The organism is Paenibacillus pectinilyticus, from assembly GCF_001700435.1.
In the GTDB taxonomy this organism is placed as follows: domain Bacteria; phylum Bacillota; class Bacilli; order Paenibacillales; family NBRC-103111; genus Paenibacillus_E; species Paenibacillus_E pectinilyticus.
This window is the reverse complement of record NZ_LYPC01000002.1, coordinates 1-21,459: the sequence shown is the minus strand read 5'-3', so window position 1 is coordinate 21,459 and position 21,459 is coordinate 1. Positions and strand designations below refer to the sequence as shown.

General features: G+C 50.3%; 22 protein-coding genes. 19 read left to right on the top strand and 3 right to left on the bottom strand.

What is annotated here, in order from left to right; all coding sequences use genetic code 11:
- Positions 1–64: 64 nt before the first annotated feature.
- From coaBC to spoVM, 12 genes are all read left to right on the top strand, one after another.
- A complete protein-coding gene (coaBC, locus tag A8709_RS00340) occupies positions 65–1,288 on the top strand; it encodes a bifunctional phosphopantothenoylcysteine decarboxylase/phosphopantothenate--cysteine ligase CoaBC (protein ID WP_065850239.1) in 1,224 nt (407 codons plus the stop codon).
- A complete protein-coding gene (priA, locus tag A8709_RS00335) occupies positions 1,288–3,801 on the top strand; it encodes a primosomal protein N' (RefSeq protein ID WP_065850238.1) in 2,514 nt (837 codons plus the stop codon). The genes coaBC and priA overlap by 1 nt, the downstream gene beginning before the upstream one ends.
- 40 nt (positions 3,802–3,841) lie before the next feature.
- A complete protein-coding gene (gene def, locus A8709_RS00330) occupies positions 3,842–4,324 on the top strand; it encodes a peptide deformylase (protein ID WP_065850237.1) in 483 nt (160 codons plus the stop codon).
- The gene (fmt, locus tag A8709_RS00325) at positions 4,321–5,274 is read left to right on the top strand and encodes a methionyl-tRNA formyltransferase (RefSeq protein ID WP_244163056.1); all 954 of its coding nucleotides are present in this window, start codon (positions 4,321–4,323) and stop codon (positions 5,272–5,274) included. The genes def and fmt overlap by 4 nt, the downstream gene beginning before the upstream one ends.
- Positions 5,275–5,341: 67 nt before the next feature.
- A complete protein-coding gene (gene rsmB, locus A8709_RS00320; RefSeq protein ID WP_084224576.1) occupies positions 5,342–6,817 on the top strand; it encodes a 16S rRNA (cytosine(967)-C(5))-methyltransferase RsmB in 1,476 nt (491 codons plus the stop codon).
- 79 nt (positions 6,818–6,896) lie between these two features.
- Complete coding sequence (rlmN, locus tag A8709_RS00315; RefSeq protein ID WP_065850235.1) at positions 6,897–7,967, top strand: dual-specificity RNA methyltransferase RlmN; 1,071 nt, start codon at positions 6,897–6,899, stop codon at positions 7,965–7,967.
- A gap of 12 nt (positions 7,968–7,979) precedes the next feature.
- Positions 7,980–8,744 (top strand): Stp1/IreP family PP2C-type Ser/Thr phosphatase, encoded by a 765-nt coding sequence (locus A8709_RS00310; protein WP_065850234.1) that lies wholly within the window; start codon positions 7,980–7,982, stop codon positions 8,742–8,744.
- Positions 8,741–10,858 (top strand): Stk1 family PASTA domain-containing Ser/Thr kinase, encoded by a 2,118-nt coding sequence (gene pknB, locus A8709_RS00305; RefSeq protein WP_065850233.1) that lies wholly within the window; start codon positions 8,741–8,743, stop codon positions 10,856–10,858. Before A8709_RS00310 ends, pknB begins: the two co-directional genes overlap by 4 nt.
- Entirely contained in the window at positions 10,858–11,790 is a 933-nt protein-coding gene (gene rsgA / locus A8709_RS00300) for a ribosome small subunit-dependent GTPase A (protein WP_065850232.1), read from the top strand. The genes pknB and rsgA overlap by 1 nt, the downstream gene beginning before the upstream one ends.
- Before the next feature lie 6 nt (positions 11,791–11,796).
- Positions 11,797–12,447 carry a ribulose-phosphate 3-epimerase gene (rpe, locus tag A8709_RS00295; protein ID WP_065850231.1) on the top strand — a complete coding sequence of 217 codons (651 nt, stop codon included), beginning with the start codon at positions 11,797–11,799 and terminating at the stop codon, positions 12,445–12,447.
- A gap of 16 nt (positions 12,448–12,463) precedes the next feature.
- Positions 12,464–12,709 carry a hypothetical protein gene (locus A8709_RS00290; protein ID WP_065850230.1) on the top strand — a complete coding sequence of 82 codons (246 nt, stop codon included), beginning with the start codon at positions 12,464–12,466 and terminating at the stop codon, positions 12,707–12,709.
- Positions 12,710–13,001: 292 nt separating this feature from the next.
- The gene (gene spoVM, locus A8709_RS00285) at positions 13,002–13,082 is read left to right on the top strand and encodes a stage V sporulation protein SpoVM (protein ID WP_036634233.1); all 81 of its coding nucleotides are present in this window, start codon (positions 13,002–13,004) and stop codon (positions 13,080–13,082) included.
- Positions 13,083–13,183: 101 nt separating this feature from the next.
- Here the strand turns inward: spoVM and rpmB are convergent, their stop codons facing one another.
- Positions 13,184–13,372 (bottom strand): 50S ribosomal protein L28, encoded by a 189-nt coding sequence (gene rpmB, locus A8709_RS00280; RefSeq protein WP_029197753.1) that lies wholly within the window; start codon positions 13,370–13,372, stop codon positions 13,184–13,186.
- Between the two features lie 250 nt (positions 13,373–13,622).
- On the opposite strand from rpmB, the gene A8709_RS00275 reads away from it, so the two are divergent.
- From A8709_RS00275 to A8709_RS00250, 6 genes are all read left to right on the top strand, one after another.
- On the top strand, positions 13,623–13,982 hold the full coding sequence (locus A8709_RS00275) for an Asp23/Gls24 family envelope stress response protein (protein WP_028558212.1): 360 nt from the start codon (positions 13,623–13,625) through the stop codon (positions 13,980–13,982).
- A 28-nt stretch (positions 13,983–14,010) separates the two neighbouring features.
- Complete coding sequence (locus A8709_RS00270; protein WP_065850229.1) at positions 14,011–15,753, top strand: DAK2 domain-containing protein; 1,743 nt, start codon at positions 14,011–14,013, stop codon at positions 15,751–15,753.
- 64 nt (positions 15,754–15,817) lie between these two features.
- Positions 15,818–16,678, top strand: a complete 861-nt coding sequence (locus A8709_RS00265; protein WP_065850228.1) for a DegV family protein — start codon at positions 15,818–15,820, stop codon at positions 16,676–16,678.
- A 3-nt stretch (positions 16,679–16,681) separates the two neighbouring features.
- Entirely contained in the window at positions 16,682–18,727 is a 2,046-nt protein-coding gene (gene recG, locus A8709_RS00260; protein ID WP_065850458.1) for an ATP-dependent DNA helicase RecG, read from the top strand.
- Between the two features lie 140 nt (positions 18,728–18,867).
- On the top strand, positions 18,868–19,134 hold the full coding sequence (locus A8709_RS00255) for a DUF1294 domain-containing protein (RefSeq protein ID WP_141692371.1): 267 nt from the start codon (positions 18,868–18,870) through the stop codon (positions 19,132–19,134).
- A 180-nt stretch (positions 19,135–19,314) separates the two neighbouring features.
- Complete coding sequence (locus tag A8709_RS00250; protein ID WP_065850227.1) at positions 19,315–19,602, top strand: stage VI sporulation protein F; 288 nt, start codon at positions 19,315–19,317, stop codon at positions 19,600–19,602.
- A 92-nt stretch (positions 19,603–19,694) separates the two neighbouring features.
- On the opposite strand, the gene A8709_RS00245 is transcribed toward A8709_RS00250, so the two are convergent.
- The gene (locus A8709_RS00245; protein WP_084224575.1) at positions 19,695–20,111 is read right to left on the bottom strand and encodes a DUF3992 domain-containing protein; all 417 of its coding nucleotides are present in this window, start codon (positions 20,109–20,111) and stop codon (positions 19,695–19,697) included.
- A 239-nt stretch (positions 20,112–20,350) separates the two neighbouring features.
- On the opposite strand from A8709_RS00245, the gene A8709_RS00240 reads away from it, so the two are divergent.
- The gene (locus A8709_RS00240) at positions 20,351–20,767 is read left to right on the top strand and encodes an S-Ena type endospore appendage (protein ID WP_065850226.1); all 417 of its coding nucleotides are present in this window, start codon (positions 20,351–20,353) and stop codon (positions 20,765–20,767) included.
- 10 nt (positions 20,768–20,777) lie between these two features.
- Here the strand turns inward: A8709_RS00240 and A8709_RS00235 are convergent.
- The coding region (locus A8709_RS00235; RefSeq protein WP_065850225.1) for a BclA C-terminal domain-containing protein at positions 20,778–21,459 on the bottom strand (682 nt) is incomplete at its 5' end.

The window sequence follows — 21,459 nt, the reverse complement described above, 5'->3', positions numbered from 1 at the left end:
GTCGCTCATCATTGAATGGCTTCGATAGAGATTTTCTCATTTTGCATTTCGAAAGGGGATTCCCATGGGTGTATTGCAAGGCAAAACGATTGTACTCGGTGTTTGCGGAGGGATTGCAGCTTATAAGGCAGCGGCGCTAACCAGTAAACTAACGCAAGCTGGGGCTGTTGTAAGAGTTATTATGACCCGTTCCGCCGTGCAATTTGTTGCGCCGTTAACGTTTCAAACCTTGTCGCGGCATCATGTTTTTGTCGATACCTTCGATGAGAAAGACCCTTCAGTCGTATCGCATATTAACCTAGCAGATAGCGCTGATTTAGTTCTGATCGCGCCTGCCACGGCTAATACGATTGGCAAGCTCGCTCTTGGACTAGGCGATGATATGCTGAGCACGACACTGCTTGCCACCATGGCACCGATTTGGGTGGCACCTGCAATGAACGTGCATATGTATGCGAATCCAGCTGTGCAGACCAACATGGAGACACTCCGAAGCCGCGGTGTGCGATTCATCGAACCCGGCGAAGGGCAGTTGGCCTGCGGGTATGTGGGCAAAGGGCGGCTTGCGGAGCCGGAGGAGATTTTTGCTGCGGTTGAGCGGCATTTTACGGGAGAACCGGGTCGCTTAGCGGGTAAACGGGTCTTAGTAACGGCCGGTGGCACCGTAGAACGGTTAGATCCAGTTCGCTATTTGACGAATGATTCTTCCGGCAAAATGGGCTACGCTATCGCGGAAGAAGCGGTCCGCATGGGTGCTGCGGTGACACTGGTATCAGGGCCTTCGGCTTTAGCCGTGCCAGCAGGCGTCACGCTTGTTCCTGTGCAGTCGGCGCTGGATATGCGTGAAGCCGTCTTAGCAAGGCTCACGGAAAGCCAGATCATCATTAAAGCTGCTGCTGTAGCTGATTATCGTCCGGCCGTTGTTGCGGAGCAAAAAATCAAAAAGAAATCAGACTCGCTTACGCTAGAGTTGATTAAGAATCCGGATATTTTGCAGGAAATCGGCAGTTTGAAGACGAAGAACCAGTTCGTTATCGGGTTTGCAGCGGAAACGGAAGCGCTAGATGAACATGCGATGGACAAGCTGAAGCGCAAAAACTGTGACCTGATCGTAGGCAACGATGTGTCACAAGAAGGCGCAGGCTTCGGCGGGGATACGAATGTCGTGCGATTCTATGATCAGAACGGGCTCGTTCAAGCCCTGCCTATATTAAGTAAGTGGGACGTCGCACGCAAGCTGCTTGAGCTTGCTGCTGATCGCATGGCTGCCGCGGCGGGGGAATCCTGATGTACGCCAAAGTCATTGTCGATGTCCCTGCGAAACAAACCAATCGGGCGTTCGACTATGAAGTTCCGGCATCTCTGAGCAAATGGGTCGAAGTTGGCAGTCGTGTTGGCGTACCTTTCGGACCACGCGTTCTGCAAGGCTTTGTTGTCGAGCTGCAAGAGCAAACGGAAGTCGATGCGAAGCGCATCAAACCGATTCAAAATGTGCTCGATCTTGTACCACCTTTGACCAGTGAGCTTGTAAGCCTCGGGCGTTGGATCAGTCGCATGTATATGTGCCATGAAGTGACCGCGCTCCAAGCGATGCTTCCTGCGGCACTCAAGGCGAAATATGAGCGTGTGATTATCGTAGGTGACGAGTCCGAGGATCAATCCTTTCTGGATATGCCAGATATCGAAGCGATTATTAGCTTTGTGAAAAGCAAAGAATCCGTTTCGATGGACGTGTTGCTGGAGCATTTTTCGAAGGAAGGCGCTTTGATCAAAGAACTGTTGTCAACAGGTAGACTTGCAGAAGTACAGCTTGTGAAAGATCGGATGAATGCCAAAAAGGCATTAACGGTCTTTCCTCCTGCTGGCGGTCAAGGCTTGGAAGAAGCATTAATTGAGCTTCCTGCCAGAGCGAACAAGCAGAAGGAGGTACTGCGCTATTTGATTGAGCATCCGCACGCTGTTCGATTGACGGAGTTGATGGAGACGGTCGAAGTCGGTGCGAGCACGGTCAAAAGCTTGGCCGATCGCGGCTGGATTGAGCTGCGCGAGGTCGAAGTGATGCGTGACCCGTATAGTGGTCGTGCTTTTGAGCGGACGAAGCCGCTTCTCTTGACGGAAGAGCAGAGCGGTGTATTTGCGCCGATTCGTGAAGCGGTTGCTGAGGATCGCCATGAGGTATTTCTTTTGCATGGGGTGACAGGAAGCGGGAAAACCGAGGTTTACCTACAATCCATCCAGCAATGCTTGGATATGGGGAAAGAAGCTATTGTTCTTGTGCCCGAAATATCGCTGACACCGCAAATGGTAGAGCGTTTCAAGGGCAGATTCGGAGATCTGGTTGCTGTGCTTCATAGCCGATTATCCAATGGCGAACGTTATGATGAATGGCGCAAAATTACGCGCAAGCAAGTGAAGGTCGTGATCGGCGCACGTTCGGCGATTTTTGCTCCTTTTACGAATATTGGTCTGATTATTATCGATGAGGAACACGAATCTTCGTATAAACAAGAAGAGAGCCCTAAATATCATACGCGTGATGTGGCTGTTCAAAGGGCGAAGCAGCAAGATGCTGTTGTTGTACTGGGTTCAGCTACGCCATCGCTTGAGAGCATGGAGAAAACGAGACGCAGGAGAGATCGACCGAAGCCTCCGTTTACGTTGTTGACGATGAAGGAACGCGTTGCAAGCAGACCGATGCCGCCTGTGACGATTGTAGATATGCGAGAAGAGCTTAAACAAGGTAATCGCTCGATGTTTAGTAGATCGTTGTATAAAGCGATCGAAGAACGGTTACACAAGAAGGAACAGACGGTTTTGCTGTTGAATCGGCGTGGGTATGCGACGTTCGTGATGTGCCGCACGTGCGGCTTCGTGTCGCAATGTCCGCATTGCGATATTTCATTGACGTATCACCAAAGCTCGCATGCGCTGCGCTGCCATTACTGCGGCTATGCTGAACGCGAGGTCAAGGAGTGCCCAAGCTGTCAGTCGGAGCATATTCGTCATTTCGGAACAGGGACACAGCGTGTGGAGGAAGAGCTCAGCAAGATTTTCCCTGGTATTAGAGTCATTCGTATGGATGTGGATACGACGACGGAGAAGGGTTCGCATGAAAAATGGCTGACGATGTTTCGCGAGAAGCAAGCCGATGTGCTGTTGGGGACGCAAATGGTGGCCAAAGGGCTTGATTTCCCTGATGTTACCCTCGTAGGGGTTATCGCGGCGGACACGGTACTTAATATTCCTGATTTTCGGTCAGCGGAGCGGACCTTCCAGTTGTTAACGCAGGTGGCAGGCCGGGCGGGACGGCACGAGAAGCAAGGAGAAGTCTTCGTGCAGACGTATACATCGGAACATTACAGCGTGCAGTACGCGAGTCATCATGATTATATTTCTTTTGCAAATCATGAGATGGATATTCGTGCCAATTTAGGCTATCCGCCGTATCAAAGGCTGATCTTGATTACGTTCTCACATGAGCAGGTACCGCTGCTGGTACGTATGGCGGAAGCCTTTGTGACGAGGCTGAAAGAGATTGCACTCCCTTATACAAGACAACAGGTTGATCTCTTCTCGGAAGCAGTTCCGATGGATTCATCGTTCCATTTTGACGTATTAGGACCAGTGGCATCGCCAATTTCCCGAATCAAAGATAGATATCGATTCCAATGCGTGGTAAAATATCGGGGGGAAGAATTGGCTTCAGAGATCGTTGGGAAGACAGTGGCTTGGTTTGAGGAACGCTCAGCCAAAGAAAAGCTGCTTATTAGCGTGGATGTTGACCCGCAATATTTGATGTAGAAAACCCTAATAGAGAAGACTTAAAGGTAGGTGCACATTCATGGCTATTCGTATTATTGTTAAAGATCCAGATCCTGTGCTGCGCGAGAAAGCGATCACAGTTACGAAATTTAATTCCAATCTGCATAAATTGCTTGATGATATGGCAGATACGATGTATGAGGCGGAAGGCGTAGGCCTTGCTGCTCCACAAATCGGTATTCTGAAGCGTGTAATCGTTATGGACTGCGGCGAGGAGCATGGCGGGTTGATCGAAATGGTAAACCCTGAGATCGTTACTTCCAGCGGAGAACAAATGGGTCCAGAAGGCTGTTTAAGTATTCCTGGTCTTCGTGGTGATGTTCTTCGCGCAATGAACGTAACGGCAAAAGGGCAAGATCGTGACGGCAATCCAATTGAAATTACCGGCACGGAGTTATTGGCTCGCTGTATTTTCCACGAGATTGACCACTTGAATGGTGTATTGTTTACAGACCTTGCGGTCAAAACATATACAGCGGATGAAGAGGAAGAAGAAGAGTGAACATTATTTTCATGGGCACGCCGGATTTCGCAGTACCCTCCTTGCGTCTACTCCTGGAGGAAGGTTATAACGTGACAACGGTGATCACGCAGCCGGATCGGCCGAAGGGACGCAAACGCGTCCTTACGCCCACGCCAGTGAAGGTCGAAGCAGAGAAGCATGGCATTCCCGTGCTTCAACCCGTAAAGCTGCGTGAAGCAGATTCCGTTGAAGTGATTCGCCAACTGGCGCCGGATTTAATCGTGACGGCTGCTTATGGCCAAATTTTGCCGAAATCGGTGTTAGATTTGCCTAAGTATGGCTGCATTAATATTCATGCTTCGCTGCTTCCGAAATATCGGGGGGGAGCGCCGATTCATCACGCAGTTATGCGAGGTGAGGCCGAAACAGGCGTTACCATCATGTATATGGCAGTTGGACTGGATACGGGAGATATGATCTCACGCGTGGAACTTCCGATTGAAGATACCGATACGACGGGGATGTTGTTTGATAAGCTGAGTATCGCTGGAGCTGATCTGTTGAAGCGGACGCTTCCGGATTTATTAGCAGGACGTATTGAGGCTGTCGCCCAAAACGAGGCAGATGCGATCTATTCTCCTAACATTCGCAGAGAAGATGAAATCTTGGATTGGTCCCGCTCTGCAACCGAGCTGTGGAATCACATCCGAGGCTTGAATCCATTTCCTGGCGCGTATACGCTGTGGAATGGCGAAGTCCTCAAGGTGTGGGCAAGCTTGAAGCCACAGACCAAGGACTCAAGCGGTACCGGTAAGTCAGCAGTGCCAGGAACTGTGCTTAACTGCAGTGAGCAGGGGGTCGAAGTGATGACGGGAGCGGGTACGCTGTGGTTAACGGAGATTCAACCTGCCGGCAAAAAGGCGATGCCTGTTTCGGAGTTCATTCGCGGGGCGCAAATTCCTGTGGGTACGGTGCTGGGGAACGTGTAGCGTATTTATTCATTTTGGGGCTATCTACTAGCCCCTATGTAAAACAAGTAACAATGCCACGAAAAAAATGAGGTATTTGATTTTGTCAAACCATAAACCCAATCGTTCGCAACACGGACATACGAATTCGCAGAGTGCTGGCAAGTCCTCTGCGCCAAAATCATCCTCGGGCGCTGCGAAGAGCAGCGCTGTTAAGCGTTCTGCCCGTGATGCGGCGCTGGACGTGCTCATTCGCGTCGAAGAGAATCAGTCCTATAGCAATTTACTATTGAATCAAGTGCTGCAGAAGCATGCGTTAGAACGAGCCGACGCCGGGCTGGCTACCGAGCTCGTGTACGGCACGATCGGACGCCAAAATACGATCGACTTCTTCTTGGAACGCTTTGTCAGCAAAGGGCTGGCGAAGCTGGAGCCCTGGGTGCGGTGCTTGCTTCGGCTGAGCTTCTATCAGCTGCATTATTTGGATCGCATCCCTGACCATGCGGTCGTGAGCGAAGCGGTCAATATCGCGAAGCGCCGAGGCCACCAAGGCATCTCGGGCATGGTCAACGGCGTGCTGCGCGCGATCATCCGCAGCAAAGACGAGCTCACGCTGCCAGCTGCGCTCGGCGACGTGAAGCGCATCGCGCTGAGCCATTCTCATCCGGAATGGCTCGTGCGCCGGTGGATCCGTCAGCTCGGCCCTGAGCTGACGGAACAGATCTGTGCGGCGAACAACGAGCCGCCGCACGTGAGCATTCGCGCGAACGCGAGGCGGCGCAGCCGCTTGGAGCTGCTTACGCAGCTCCAAGCTAGCGGCCTCAGCGCGGAAGCGTCAGAGCTGGCCCCGGCCGGCATCCTTGTGCAGGGGGCCGGGAACATGGCGTTAGTCCCCGGCTTCCAGCAAGGGGACTTCTCGATTCAAGACGAGAGCTCGATGCTCGTCGCCGAAGCTCTGGATCCTCGTCCAGGCATGAAAGTGCTGGACTGCTGCGCCGCCCCTGGCGGCAAGACGGCTCACATTGCCGAGAAAATGGACGATGTGGGTCAGATCTGGGCTTGTGATTTGCATGAGCACAAGATGAAATTGATCGCAGATCAAGCAGAGCGTCTGGGACTATCGTCGATTCAGACGCTCGTGATGGATGCTGCGACACTAGATGAGCATTTTGCGGCGGAATCGTTTGACCGCATCCTCCTTGACGCACCATGTTCGGGTCTTGGGGTGATACGCCGCAAGCCTGATTTGAAGTGGGCGAAGCAAGAAGCGGAGATCGATGCGATCAGTGAAACGCAGCATGCGATTCTGAGCAGCGTCCATCGGCTGCTGAAGCCGGGTGGCGTGTTGGTGTACAGCACTTGTACGATTGAACATGCGGAGAATGCGGGCATGGTGGAGCGCTTCCTTGCGGAGCATAGCGAGTTTGAACTCGCTCCACTGCCAGCGGATGTGTTCACGGAGATTGACCCGAAAGCTGTTGAAGCTGGCATGGTCCAAATTCTTCCGCAGCAGTTTCACTCGGACGGTTTTTTCATCGCAAGGCTGCGCAAACGTGAGGCGTAAAGGACAGGGACGTGTGTTCGTTCCTGCTTTGTGTTAAACTATTTTCAAATAGACGAAATAACAACAGGTTGTGATAAATGTGGGTATTAAGCCGTACGAGAAAGATAAACCATTTGTATATGATTTAAATTGGGATGAGTGGCAAAGCTGGGTCAAAGAAAACGGGGAGTCCGCGTTTCGCGCCGGTCAAATTTTTGACTGGTTATATATTAAACGCGTTTTCAGCTTCGATGAAATGTCGAATCTGCCCAAAGCACTACGTGACAAACTGAAGGATCAGTTTGAATTCGTTACCCTGTCTGAGATTACGAAATATCAATCCCAGGATGGCACGGTCAAGTTCTTATTTGAGCTTGAAGATAAAAATGCGATCGAAACTGTTGTAATGAAGCATAACTACGGTAACAGTATTTGCGTGACGACCCAAGTCGGCTGTCGCGTGGGTTGTACCTTCTGTGCGTCTACTTTAGGCGGTCTCAAACGGGATCTAAGACCAGGTGAGATTGTCGCCCAGGTCGTTAAGGCGCAGAAACTGCTCGATGAGACGGGAGAACGTATCTCTTCGATCGTCATCATGGGAATTGGCGAGCCTTTCGAAAATTATGAAGCGACGATGAACTTTTTGCGTGTCATGATTCACCCGAAAGGTCTGAACATTGGTCAGCGCCATATTACCGTTTCCACGAGTGGGATTGTACCGAACATCTACAAGTTCGCTGATGAGAATTTACAAGTCAACTTGGCCATTTCGATCCATGCACCGAACGATGCACTTAGATCCAAGTTGATGCCAGTAAACCGCAGGTTCCCTTTTGTGGACTTGATCGAGGCTTGTAAATACTACATCGCGAAAACAGGCAGACGGATTACGTTTGAATACGCGCTTATGGGCGAAGTGAATGACCAGCCGGAGCATGCGGAAGAGCTGGCGCTTGTCTTGAAAGATATGCCGCTCAGCCATGTGAATCTGATTCCTGTCAACTTTGTTGCTGAACGTGATTTCAAACGTACACCCAGAGATGATATTTTTACCTTCCAACGTATTCTGGAGAAGGGCAAAATTAATGCCACCATACGCCGTGAACAAGGTAGTGATATTGCTGCTGCCTGCGGACAACTGCGAGCGAAGCATATGGAGAGCAGTAAATGAGGTGAGAGCCGGATGAAGATGGTAAGTCGTACCGATATAGGTAAAGTCCGTTTAGTCAATGAGGACCGGGCCGCCATCCACCATCAGCTGAATGGTCTATCTTTGGCCATTGTGGCAGATGGTATGGGAGGGCATCAGGCTGGTGATATCGCCAGCCAAATGGCCATTGACACGATAGGAGCGCAATTGCAATCCATCCATTGGGGAATGTCGGTGGAAGCGTGTAAGCAAGCACTGCGGGAAGCGATTGAGAAGGCGAACGAGGAGATTTATGCTTTTGCGTCGGATCAAGAGAAGTACCACGGGATGGGAACGACGGTCGTTGCCATTATTGCTTCAGAGGAGCTTTTAATTATCGGACATATCGGAGATAGCCGGGCGTATAAGCTGTCAGGGGAATCCATCCAACAATTAACGGAAGATCATTCCTTAGTTTACGAGCTCGTCAAGAATGGGCAGCTCACGATGGAAGAAGCGGATCATCATCCAAGACGCAATTGGATTACGCGAGCACTGGGCACAGAGCCTAGTGTGGAAGTGGATTTGTATGAGTACTCGTGGCGTCCAGACGATGTTATTCTCATTTGTTCGGATGGTTTGAGCGGATTAGTCGACGATGTCGACATCTTACGAATTGTTCGGTCACACGAGCAGTTGGAGGATGCGGCGGAGCAGTTAATTCAGAGCGCGCTTCGCGAAGGCGGAGACGATAATGTAACGGTCCTTTTACTTGCACATGATCAGGATTCGGACGAAAAAAGGGGTGATGGGAATTGATCGGTAGAAAGCTTGGAGGCCGCTATGAAATCTTAGAACGCATTGGCGGGGGCGGCATGGCTTTAGTCTACAAAGGGCATGATTTGCTTTTGAATCGCAAAGTGGCTGTTAAAGTACTGCGTTCGCAGTATGTGCACGATGAAGAGTTCATTCGTCGTTTCCGCAGAGAAGCTCAAGCAGCCGCTTCCCTCTCTCATCCTAATGTTGTCAGTATCTATGACGTTGGGCAAGAAGAAGATGTCCATTACATCGTGATGGAATATATTGAAGGCAAGACGCTGAATGATCTGATTAAGGAAAAAGCACCTCTTCAGGTGGAAGATGCGGTTCATTATGCGAGTCAAATCGCAGATGCACTGGATCACGCCCATCATAATGAAATTATCCACAGGGATATTAAGCCGCACAATATATTGATTGGCAAAAATGGCCGCGTCAAGGTGACGGATTTCGGTATCGCGAGAGCCGCAACGTCATCTACGATTACGCAAACCGGCTCGGTTGTCGGTTCTGTGCATTATTTCTCCCCTGAGCATGCCAAAGGCACGAATACGGGCGAGAAATCGGACTTGTATTCCCTAGGTATCGTGATGTATCAAATGTTGACGGGCCGACTTCCTTTTCTAGGGGAAAGTCCAATTTCGGTCGCCCTGAAGCATTTGCAGGAGGATGTGGAGGAGCCGCGTAAGGTGAATCCGTTGATTCCCCAGAGCGTCGAGAACATTATTCTCAAGGCGATGCGTAAAAAACCGGAAGAACGCTACCAGTCTGCTAAGTTGATGATGGCCGATCTCGATACTTGCTTGAATCCAGATCGCCGGAATGAGGCCAAAATTGCTTTCTGGGATGCCTACGGTATGGATGAGGAGCGTACGCTTGTTATGCCTGCGATTCGTGCCGATCAGCTAACCAAGTTCGATGAGGACGATGATGAGGATGAACCAGACAAGCCGAATTCACGGGTAGAGTCCGCTCCTTCCAAAGGGAAGGGCTGGATCAAGCCGCTGATTTGGATTGCTGTTTTATTAATCGTGCTCGGCGGTATGTGGTATATGGTTGGTTATGTGAAAGGCATGTTCGCTATTGAGACTGTTGAGGTCCCGAATGTGGTTAACAAGACGCTGACACAAGCACAATCGGAGCTTACAGCCGCTAAACTAGGATCAACGGTTGAATATGATGCAGACAGCAAGCTGCCCAAAGATACGGTCATTTCTCAAAATCCTAGTGGGATGCGATTGAATGTGGGCACCAAGGTCACGCTTTACGTGAGCAAGGGAATACCCAAAATTAAAATGGACAACTACGCGGGGCAAAGCTTGAAAGATGTCAAATTAAAGTTGCGAGCTCTAGGCATTAAGGATGAGCAAATCACCATCACACAAGTGACGACCGACGATACGCCAGATACGGTTCTGGAACAATCTCCGCTTGCCGGTGAAGAATTTGAATTAGAGAAAGCTGCGATTGCCTTTACAGTGAGTAAAGCGAAGGAAACGTTCAAAATGCCAGATTTGACGGGCTCGACGGAGGCAGAGGCTAAGGCGCAAATCACCAAGCTGAACCTGAAGCTCGCTGCTAATGGCATCACACGTGAGAAAAGCTACAAAGTAGCCAAAGGGAAAGTCATCAGTCAGTTTCCTTTTGACAAAAATACAGATGTATCCGTTGGTGCTGAGATTTCTTTGGTCATAAGCGATGGCTTGCCTGAGGATGCGGGGCAGTTGACTGTTAGCGTCCCTGTGAAGCCGACAACGGAGGGCAAGGATTCGGTCTTCAAAATTATCGTCAGCGATGCGCAGAATGATAATTTCGAATACATGACGGAGAAAGTGTCCAAGCCGCAAAACTTGGATGTGAAAGTCGTTGTTTCACCGGATAAGAAAGCTGTCATCTTGATCAAAGAAGGAGACAACTTGGTTAATTCTATCACACGTACCTATCAGGATTATTTGGATCAAAAAAATGGGAAGACCGCATCGCCAAGCCCTTCTCCATCGCCGTCTCCGAAGCAACAAAACACAGGACCTGCTATCCCTGTTGGTGGTAATGGAAATGGGCAAGGCCAAACCGGTGGAACGCCAACCAAACAACCTGCTGGAGGGGCCAATTAATGCCGCAAGGACTCATTGTCAAAGCGTTGAGCGGTTATTATTATGTATTGCCTGAAGGGCTTGCTCTTCTGGAAGGGAATACGGTGACCTGTCGTGGAAGAGGCGTATTTAAGAACCGCAATATAACGCCTCTAGTTGGAGATCGGGTCGTGTACGAGGCTACCGAAAATGGGGAGGGAACCGTCACAGAAATCCTTCCCCGGACTTCGGAGTTGATTCGTCCACCGATTGCGAATGTGAATGTCGTTGTGCTTGTTTTTTCGGTGACAGAGCCTGTGCTGAATACACAGCTGTTGGATAAATTTCTGGTACATATCGAAAATACTGGTATTGATGTCTTGCTATGTTTCACCAAAAGTGATTTGCTGACCGATACAGCTGAGGATGCATCTCATGCCAAAGAAATGACTTCGTCGGAATTTGAACGGATTACGAAGCTTTATGAGGGAATCGGTTATCCGTTCGTCACGACGAGTTCTAGACTTGAAGAGGGCGTGGGAGCGATTCTAGGGCATCTGGATGGTAAAGTGAGCGTATTCGCGGGGCAATCTGGCGTCGGCAAATCATCTTTACTGAACAAAATGATCAGTGGGCTTGATTTGGAGACGAATGCGATCTCCCAACGCTTAGGAAGAGGCAAACACACCACACGTCATGTGGAGCTGCTGCCGCTTGCGAATGGCGGCCTAGTTGCCGATACGCCTGGTTTCAGTCAGCTAGACTTCATGGAAGTCGAAGCGGAGGGCTTGAGCAGCTGCTTTAGGGAGTTCGCCGCTGTGGCTGAGGGCTGCCGCTTTAGAGGCTGCCTGCATCTGCACGAACCGGACTGTAAGGTAAGGGATGGAGTTGCCAGTGGTACGATCGCAGCTTCTCGTTATGATCACTACTTACTATTTTTAACTGAAATCAAGGATCGGAAGAGGAGGTATTAGAGGATTATGGTATATGTAGCACCCTCTATTCTGTCTGCTGACTTTGCTAAGCTTGGTGACGAGATTAAGGAAGCTGAGCAAGGCGGGGCGGACTGGATTCATGTCGATGTCATGGATGGCCATTTTGTGCCGAATATTACAATTGGACCTCTGGTGGTTGACGCGATTCGTCCGATTACCAAGCTGCCGCTGGACGTTCATTTGATGATTGAACAGCCAGACCGTTATATTCCTGATTTTGTGAAGGCAGGGGCGGATTTGATCTCTGTTCATGTAGAAGCGTGTACGCATCTGCATCGAACGCTGGATCTGATTAAAGGAAGCGGGATTAAAGCGGGCGTTGTGTTGAACCCTGCTACTCCCATCTCACTCATTGAGCACGTGCTCGATGAACATCTGGACCTCGTGCTGATTATGACGGTGAATCCAGGGTTTGGTGGACAGGCCTTTATTCCAGGTATGCTGAGCAAAATACGCGCCCTGCGCGAACAAGCGAATGCAAAGGGGCTTACAGGACTTCACATTGAAGTAGACGGCGGTATCAATGAGCTGACGGCTCGCCAGGTCGTAGAAGCGGGGGCTGATGTGTTAGTTGCCGGCAATGCCGTATTCGGGCAGCAGGATCGTGCTGAGGCCATTAGGCGAATCCGCGGCTAAAAGGGGACGAAAGACGATGAGATTTCTCTGGCTACTGATGTATAGCCTGCTTTGTGCGGTATTGTTGACGTGCTTTTCAACGATTCATGATTTCGTGAAGTACATTTTCTCACTGGGCGCTCTATATGTGGGGATGAGGTTCTTCCGCCGATTTGAACAAATTGGCTTCCGTATCTGGTTTATCGTGATTGCCGTACTCTTCTATTTTATTTTTAGTTTAATTGTTGCGTTGTACACACAGGCGGGCATAACTGCACCCTAGCCGCATACATATAGTTACAAGAGTGATGGGCTCTTGTAGCTTTTTTTGCTTTCTGGAAGCAACTGAATTGTGGGAGGAAGTAAAAATAGAAGGCACGTTTTCTCGACTCTGGGCATACACTGTTGTAATGATGTTAAGGAGCAGTCATGCACGCCCGCGAAGCGTTTGCTCAAGAAGTCAGTGATCTGGCTGCAGGATAAGCGGAAGCTGGAGTGCCAGGTGTCTGGTCGAAACTCTACGTGTAGGCTTACAATGTCAGTTTGCTGACGAAAACTCTAAGGAGGGGTAGAGAATGAAATTCTACACAATCAAACTGCCGAGATTTTTGGGAGGATTCGTAAAAGCCGTACTTAATACGTTTAGTAAAAACTAAGGTTGCCCATACTTACGCCATTCTCCCAGGAATGCAAAAAAAGCACCGATTAAGGTGCTTTTTGTCATTCACATAAGTAAGTTAAGTATCCGCAGCTACGATTAAACGCGAGCCACTTTTCCGGATTTCAACGCACGAGTACTTACGTAAACCCGTTTCGGTTTACCATCAACGAGGATGCGAACCTTTTGAACGTTAACTCCCCAAGTACGCTTGTTTTTATTGTTAGCGTGGGACACGTGATTTCCTGAACTAGGACTTTTACCTGTAATGAAACATTTGCGGGACATGTTTGACACCTCCTTCGGCAGTATACAAAGAAGCCTGGGTGGCAAGCCTAAGCTTGACATGACAGTATTCCTCAAATTAAATCTTGTGATACGCGGATTGCAACCAGCAAAAACACACTTAAACATAATAGCATAGCAAAAGGAGCCTAGTCAACGAATTAGCTTCATTTTTGCCGTTTATTTATGAAGTATGTTATAGTACAATGAAGATTAGTCTTGGTATAGCGAAACTTGAAGGAGTTGTTACATAATGCCGATTGAACTCACAACCGAGTATGGAAAAGTGTATATTACCAATGAAGTGATTTCAACTCTGGCAGGATCTGCTGCACTAGATTGCTATGGTCTTGTAGGCATGGCAACGAGAAAGCAATTGAAGGATGGTATAGCTGAACTGTTAGGTCGAGATAATTTAAGCCGCGGTGTCGAAGTTCGCCGAGAAAATGGACGACTCGAAATTGATCTTTATATTATTGTCAGCTATGGAACCAAAATATCCGTAGTAGCAGGGAATGTCCAAACGAAAGTCAAATATATTTTAAATGAAGTTGTAGGGCTGCAAGTGGACGACGTGAATATTTTTGTTCAAGGCGTTCGAGTAGCCAAATAAAAGCCCGTAACCAGGAAGGGGAATCACTTTGAGTAAGCGCTTTATTTCAATAAATGGAAATGACTTCACTGCCATGGTCTTGGCGGGTGCGGATAACCTTCGCAGGAATGTAGATAAGGTTAATGGATTGAACGTTTTCCCTGTACCCGACGGAGACACTGGCACCAACATGAATTTAACACTCACAGCAGGCTGTGAGGAACTGAAGAAGAAGCCATCTTCTCATATTGGGAAAGCAGCTGATGCATTGTCCAAAGGGTTACTGATGGGCGCAAGAGGCAATTCAGGTGTCATTTTATCGCAATTGTTCCGCGGATTCGCGAAACATGTGCATGATTTAGATAGTGTGAATAGCCAGCAATTCGCGGCTGCGCTGCAACAAGGCGTAGAAACAGCCTACAAGGCTGTTGTGAAGCCAGTTGAAGGCACCATTTTAACCGTATCCAAAGAAGCGGCGAAGCATGCCGTCCAATATCGCCGCAGCAGCGACGTATTGGATCTGATGAACGAGGTTCTGAGCAAAGCGAAGGAAGCACTTGCAAAAACCCCGGATCAGCTTGCGATTCTGAAACAAGTCGGCGTTGTGGATGCAGGGGGCCAAGGCCTTGTATGTGTTTATGAAGGCTTCGTGTCGTCGTTAAGCGGCGGTTTGGTACAAGTTGATGAGGACTTCGCTACGATGGACACGAATCTGCTAGGGGAAGTATCACTTCTGCCTGGGATGAACTTGGCGAAGGAAGCACATGCTCATCTGCCGGCGCAAGCGCATTTAGCCACGGAAGATATCGAATTCGGCTATTGCACAGAATTCATGCTGACGATTGTCCCTGGGAAGGTCAAGGGCTTTACGTTTGATGAGGGCACATTCCGTGATCAGCTTAGTAAGCTAGGAGATTCGCTCCTTGTTGTGGCTGATGAGGAACTGGTGAAAGTTCATATTCACGCGGAGTATCCGGGCGAGGTTATGAATCAAGCGATGAATTATGGGGCTTTGAGCCGTATCAAAATCGAAAATATGCGCGATCAGCATTCACATATATTGGAAGATGTGACACACGGGTACGAGGCACCTGTTGCCATTCCTACGAGTTCTGCGGCTGCAGCAGCGAATAAGCCGTATGGCTTCGTTGCAGTTGCGCTAGGTGACGGGATCATTGATATTTTAACGAGCGTGGGCGTTGATGTCGTGCTGTCAGGCGGGCAAACGATGAATCCAAGCACAGAGGATATTGTGAATGCCGTAAACCGTATTGATGCGGACACGATCTATGTGCTTCCGAACAATTCGAACATTATTCTAGCTGCGCAGCAAGCAGTGGATCTGGTTGATAACAAAACACTCATTGTGATCCCATCCAAATCGATTCCGCAGGGGCTTGCGGCGATTCTAGCTTTCCAAGAGAAGGCGAATGCGGCGGCGAATACGGACGCGATGAATGAATCCCTTCGTCGTGTGAAATCGGGTCAAGTGACTTACGCGGTACGCGACACGAATATGGACGGTATCGATATTAAACAAGGTCATTTTATCGGGATTCAAGATGGCCGCATTGTTTCCTCACAGCCAAGTCTGATGGACGCATGCAAAAAACTGCTGGATGAAATGATTGATGAAGGCAGCGAAATTGTAACGATCTTGACGGGCGAAGATGCGACAGAAGAAGGAACTGCGGAGCTGGAATCTTTCATTCAGACGATGCACCCGAACATGGAAATCGAGCTGCATCCTGGTGGACAGCCATTGTATGCGTACCTGTTCTCAGTAGAATAACGAAGCGTACAGGCAGGCTAACGAGCGAGCGAGCGTAGTAAATTCTTGAAATGGAGTGAGCCCAGTGACAAACATTCGTATTGTAACGGATAGTACAGCCGATATCCCTTTGGCTGTCAGAGAAGCGTTGAACATCGAAATGGTGCCGCTCAAAATTAATTTTGGTGAAGAACAGTATTTGGATGCGGTGACGTTGCAGTCGGAGGATTTCTATCGGAAGCTGGGGTCATCCTCACATTTTCCGTCGACGTCAACCCCGTCCCCCGGGGAGTTTCTGAACTTCTATCAAAGGTTGTTGGAAGAGCCAGATACCGAGGTAATTTCGATTCATTTGTCTTCTGTGTTAAGTGGAACGTTCGGAACGGCGGAGCTGGCTGCTTCCTTGCTTGAAGGAGATCAAGTCGGCAGGGTTCACGTTGTTGATTCTTGTTCAGCTTCCTACGGGATCGGTGCTCAGGTAGTCGCTGCTGTCGAGGCAGCTCGGGCAGGGAAGAGTGTTCAGGAAATTCTCGATCTTGTACAGAGAATAAGAGATCAGTATTACATTTATTTTCTTGTCGACACGCTGGAGTTTCTTCAAAAGGGAGGCAGAATTGGCAAGGCATCGGCATTGCTAGGCTCTTTATTGAACATTAAGCCTATTCTTTCCTTGGAGCGGACAGGTGAAGTCACGGTTATTGATAAAGTTCGCGGTAACAAAAAAGCGATTGCACGCATTCTTGAGCTGTTGGCGGCAGATTTGTCTGACAAGACGATTCGGACGCTTCACATCGCTCATGCTAATAATCTGGAAGGTGCGGAGGGGCTGCGTGAGGCTATCGTGCAGCGGTTTAATGTGGAGCATGTGGCATACATTACCTTAGGTCCTGTTATTGGCGCACACGCCGGACCTGGTACCATTGCAGCCTTCGTAGGTACGGTGTAAGTGATGGATTTAAATCAAATTGAAGTTCGTGAAGTCCATGGAGTTGGCGCTCAAAAAGCACTTGAGCTAAACGCCATGGGCGTTTTTACGGTTATGGATTTACTGGAGTATGTCCCTTTCCGTTATGAAGACTACACGGTACGCGATCTAGCAAGTGTCAAGGATGGCGACCGCGTCACGGTAAAGGGCTATATCATTGGCGAGCCGGTGCTGCAGCGCTACAGCGGCAAATCTCGACTATCCTGCAAGGTGATGGTTGATGATTTTCTTTTGACGGCGGTGTGGTTTAACCGCCACTTCTTGAAGGACCGCTTGCGGCCACAGCAGGAGATTCTGCTGACTGGTAAATGGGACGCCAAACGGCGGCAAATGAGTGTGTCCGATTCGGAATTTCCCGGACAAGGGGATTCGAATTCCGGCACGATCCAGCCGGTATATTCGGTTGCAGGCTCTATTACGCAGAAGTGGATGCGTAAAATCATAGGACAGGCGCTGACACAGTACAACGCGATGATTCGTGAAGTGCTGCCGCCTGTCCTTACCGACAGGTACGGGTTCATGCCGCGCAGCAAGGCGCTGGCTGTCATCCACACGCCGAGCGGCGTGGAGGAGGGCAAGCAGGCCCGCAGGCGCATGGTGTATGAGGAGCTGTTCCTATTCCAGCTCAAGCTCCAGGCTTATCGAGCGGTGACGCGCAGCCGCACGGATGGTTTGAAGCAGGGGGTCGATCTGCCTGCTGTCCGCGCGTTCGTGCGCGCGCTCCCCTTCCAGCTGACGGAGTCGCAGAAGAAGGTCGTCGGTGAGCTCCTGCATGACATGCAGGAGCCGTATGCGATGAACCGACTGCTGCAGGGCGATGTCGGTGCAGGGAAGACGATCGTCGCGGCCATAGGCCTCTACGCGACGGTGACGGCGGGCTACCAAGGCGCCCTGATGGTGCCGACGGAGATTCTTGCTGAGCAGCATAATCGCTCGCTCAGCACGTTATTTGAGCCGTACGGGCTGCAGGTCGCCTTGTTGACGGGAAGTTCAACGGATCGCCAACGGCGAGATCTGCTGGCCTCGCTGCAAATGGGCTTGATCCACGTGCTGGTTGGGACGCATGCACTCATTCAAGAGGATGTGTATTTCCGCCAGCTAGGGTTGGTTGTGACCGATGAGCAGCATCGCTTCGGGGTCAATCAGCGCAGCATTCTGCGGCGCAAAGGGATGAATCCAGACGTGCTGACGATGACGGCGACGCCGATTCCGCGGACGCTGGCGATTACAGCGTTCGGCGATATGGACGTTTCGACGCTGCGTGAGCTGCCGAAAGGCCGGAAGCCGATCAAAACATACGCGGTGCAGCATGCGATGCTCGAGCGTGTGCTCGGCTTCATCCAGCGCGAGGTGGCCGCAGGGCGGCAGGCGTACGTGATCTGTCCGCTCATCGAAGAGTCGGACAAGCTGGACGTGCAGAATGCGATCGACGTCCACATTCAGCTGCAGCAGCATTTTCCGCAGATGCGGATCGGCTTGCTGCACGGTCGTATGAGCGCGCAGGAGAAGGAAGCAATCATGCGCGCTTTCAAGGAAGGCACCGTGGAGGCGCTCGTGTCGACCACGGTGATCGAGGTTGGCGTGGACGTGCCGAATGCCACGCTGATGGTGATCTACGACGCCGACCGCTTCGGCTTGTCGCAGCTGCATCAGCTGCGCGGCCGGGTCGGGCGGGGCGAGCACCAGTCCTTCTGTGTGCTCATCGCCGACCCGAAGACGGAGGTCGGCAAGGAGCGCATGAAGGCGATGACGGAGACGACCGACGGCTTCGAGATCGCTCGGCGCGATCTGGAGCTGCGCGGGCCGGGGGATTTTTTCGGCACGAAGCAGAGCGGGTTGCCGGAGTTCCGAATCGCCGATATGATGGCGGATTTCGAAATCATGGAACAGGCGCGTGACGACGCGGCTGAGCTTGTCGGAGACTCGTCCTTCTGGACGGGTGCATCGTACATGCCGCTGCGGGCGTATTTGGAGCGAGCTCATATTTTTGACAGCGAAGTGTTGGATTAGCAGCTTGCTGTTTGTTGCGGGTTCCGTCAGGTACAAGAAAGGCAGCTATACGGAATGGTACAGGTTGACCCTTGGCGTGTTCCCTTTTAAGATAGGAGTGTAGCCGTACTATTTTTGATGGAAACGAAGGTGTACCGCCATTGACTTATTTACTCATTTATTTATTATTGATGAATTTGATTACGTTTATTGAGATGGGCCATGACAAAGGACAAGCCAAAAAAGGCGGACGCCGCGTGCCCGAAAAGCGCCTTTTTCTACTCGCTGCTCTCGGGGGTGGGATCGGTGGCTGGCTCGGTATGCGAATGTGGCGTCATAAGACGAAGCATACTTCGTTCGTGGTGGGATTTCCGCTGCTTATTGCGCTTAATTGTATCTGTGTCATCCTTATTGCTATTTATATGTAGATCGAATGGACAGCTGCCGGTGACGGTGGCTGTTTTTGTCTGTATATCCGATGATGGGGCCGCAAAAGGTTGTGTCCGATGAAAAGTATTGTACGGCTTTTTCTTAATGACGTCGTCTCAGTCAAGTTTGCAGGCTTTCACTCATAAGATAGGAGCATGACGGGTATCGGAGGTGCGGCTATGAGTTATCAGCAATATGGCATCGATCCTGCGCTCGTGGAGCGTGTGAAGTTCAAGATGAAAAATCCAGAAGTGAAGGAACGCATCAAAATGCTGCTGCAGGGCGTCACGAAGGCTGACTTACAAAATACAACAAAGGTCACGCGTTTAATCGGTCTTGCCGCTGGCATTTTTGGTGAGAAGCTGAGCGGAAGCCAGACGAACCAGATTTTAACGTTTATTCTCGCACAAAAGATTGATCCCAATAACACGTTTCATCTGATTCGACTCTGGTCAATATTCCGGTAGGGGCATAGTGGGGAAGTGGGAACGCCACAGATAGAGCGGGGATGCTCTGTGTGTGGCGTTTTCATTGGGTATGGATTCGGGGATGAACAAACCTAGGAACTAATGGCGTAGCGGGGGGTTACACAAAGCTCTCCCGTGATGTTTGGTGTAATACCAACACCAGCGGCGACCTCTAATTGGATGGTGTCAAATCCGGTTTTGGTAAAAGCGAGAGCTGTACCTATGGTTAGGGTGTCAGTTTCAATCAGGGTACCCGTAGGTCCGCCAAGGAAGAAGTTTACAGTCAGAACTCTCCCGGCAGGTGCAGCGGCAACTAAGATCGTCCCTGATACGTATAGGTTCAAGGGATTCACGTTTAAACGGTATAGATCCTGGGTAATGGCAGTTGCGACAGCAACTATATTAAGGGGGATACAAACTTGATCCTGGACATAGGTCACTTGACTACAACACGAGAAGTTACTATCTGCAACCATTGGGCTGCGACTAGAGCCACCACGGCAACTCATAAAACCCCTTCTTCCATTGATTATTTTTCTACTCTATATCAATATTGGAAATCGTCGACTCTTGTCTACGCTAATTGACCGTGCCATTCGCACATTTCCACGCCAAATAAGCCCGAAGTCATTGACTTGGACGAATTCATCAATTTTCTAAATTTGTACGTTTGTCCTGTTACTTTTTAAGCGACCGACAGTACTATGGGGTATAACCTAATGTACATATGCGATCGGAGGTGCTGAACTTGAGTAAGACGATTCAAACGAATAAACAAACGACGATTGTTAATATGAAGCCCTCCTGCTGTAGTCGTCCGAAGAGAAGAAAGTGCTATCCCTCCAGAAGGTATGTTGATTTCGAGAAGGCGTGCGGAAGTATATTTCAAAAATGTGATGAGAAGCTTCAAACGTATTTTCGCTCCATTGGCGTATGCGTGTCCGCATCGGTCACGATTCAAAATGATACGAACTGCGATATGATCGCTATTATACGCATGAAAACGAAGGAAATTACGCAAACCATCAGGCAGTCACAACAGGTTTCCCTCGTACTGCCCTCGATCTCAAGATTATCGATTGCATGTACATGTAATGGGGATGAGGTTCGTGTTGGCCGGGGCAGCTATACAATCAAATATCTTAGAAAACCCGAGGGTGAGTAGCCTCGGGTTTTTAGCTTAGGCGGATAATCGTCACCGCTGCACCAGCACCGCTGCCCAATAAGGTGGCGGTACCGACAAGGCCGAATAACTGTAAGGTCACGGTCGTATTGGCGGTAACTGTTAAGAGAACATCGTTATTGAAAAAAGAGAGCGATACTGCTGGTGATATGGTGCTCGCCAAGTTGGCAGCCCCATTGATGAGTAATCGGGAGCTTACTAACAGTCCTGCCGACAAATTGATTTGATACGTAATGTAGTATCTACCTGCATTTGCGAGGGTAAAGGTGTCATTGGCGCCGTTTATGGTGATGCCAGGCCCTATATTTTGGGCACTCGGCAGCGTCACATTGGTTCCTCCTAGAATAACGAGGATGGCGCCTCCTGTCGTGTTGGCCGCAAATGCGGAGTTGGCGGTTAAGCTTGTTCCTGTGGCGCCGGTATCTCCGGTAGCACCTGTGGCGCCTGTGGCGCCTGTGGCGCCAGTAGCGCCTGTGGCGCCCGTGGGCCCGGTTGGTCCGGTGACACCGGTAGCGCCCGTGGGCCCGGTCGGCCCGGTGACGCCGGTAGCGCCTGTGGGCCCGGTCGGCCCCGTGACACCCGTGGCGCCCGTGGGCCCTGTGACGCCAGTGGCGCCCGTGGGCCCGGTCGGCCCTGTGACCCCCGTGGCGCCCGTAGGCCCGGTCGGTCCGGTG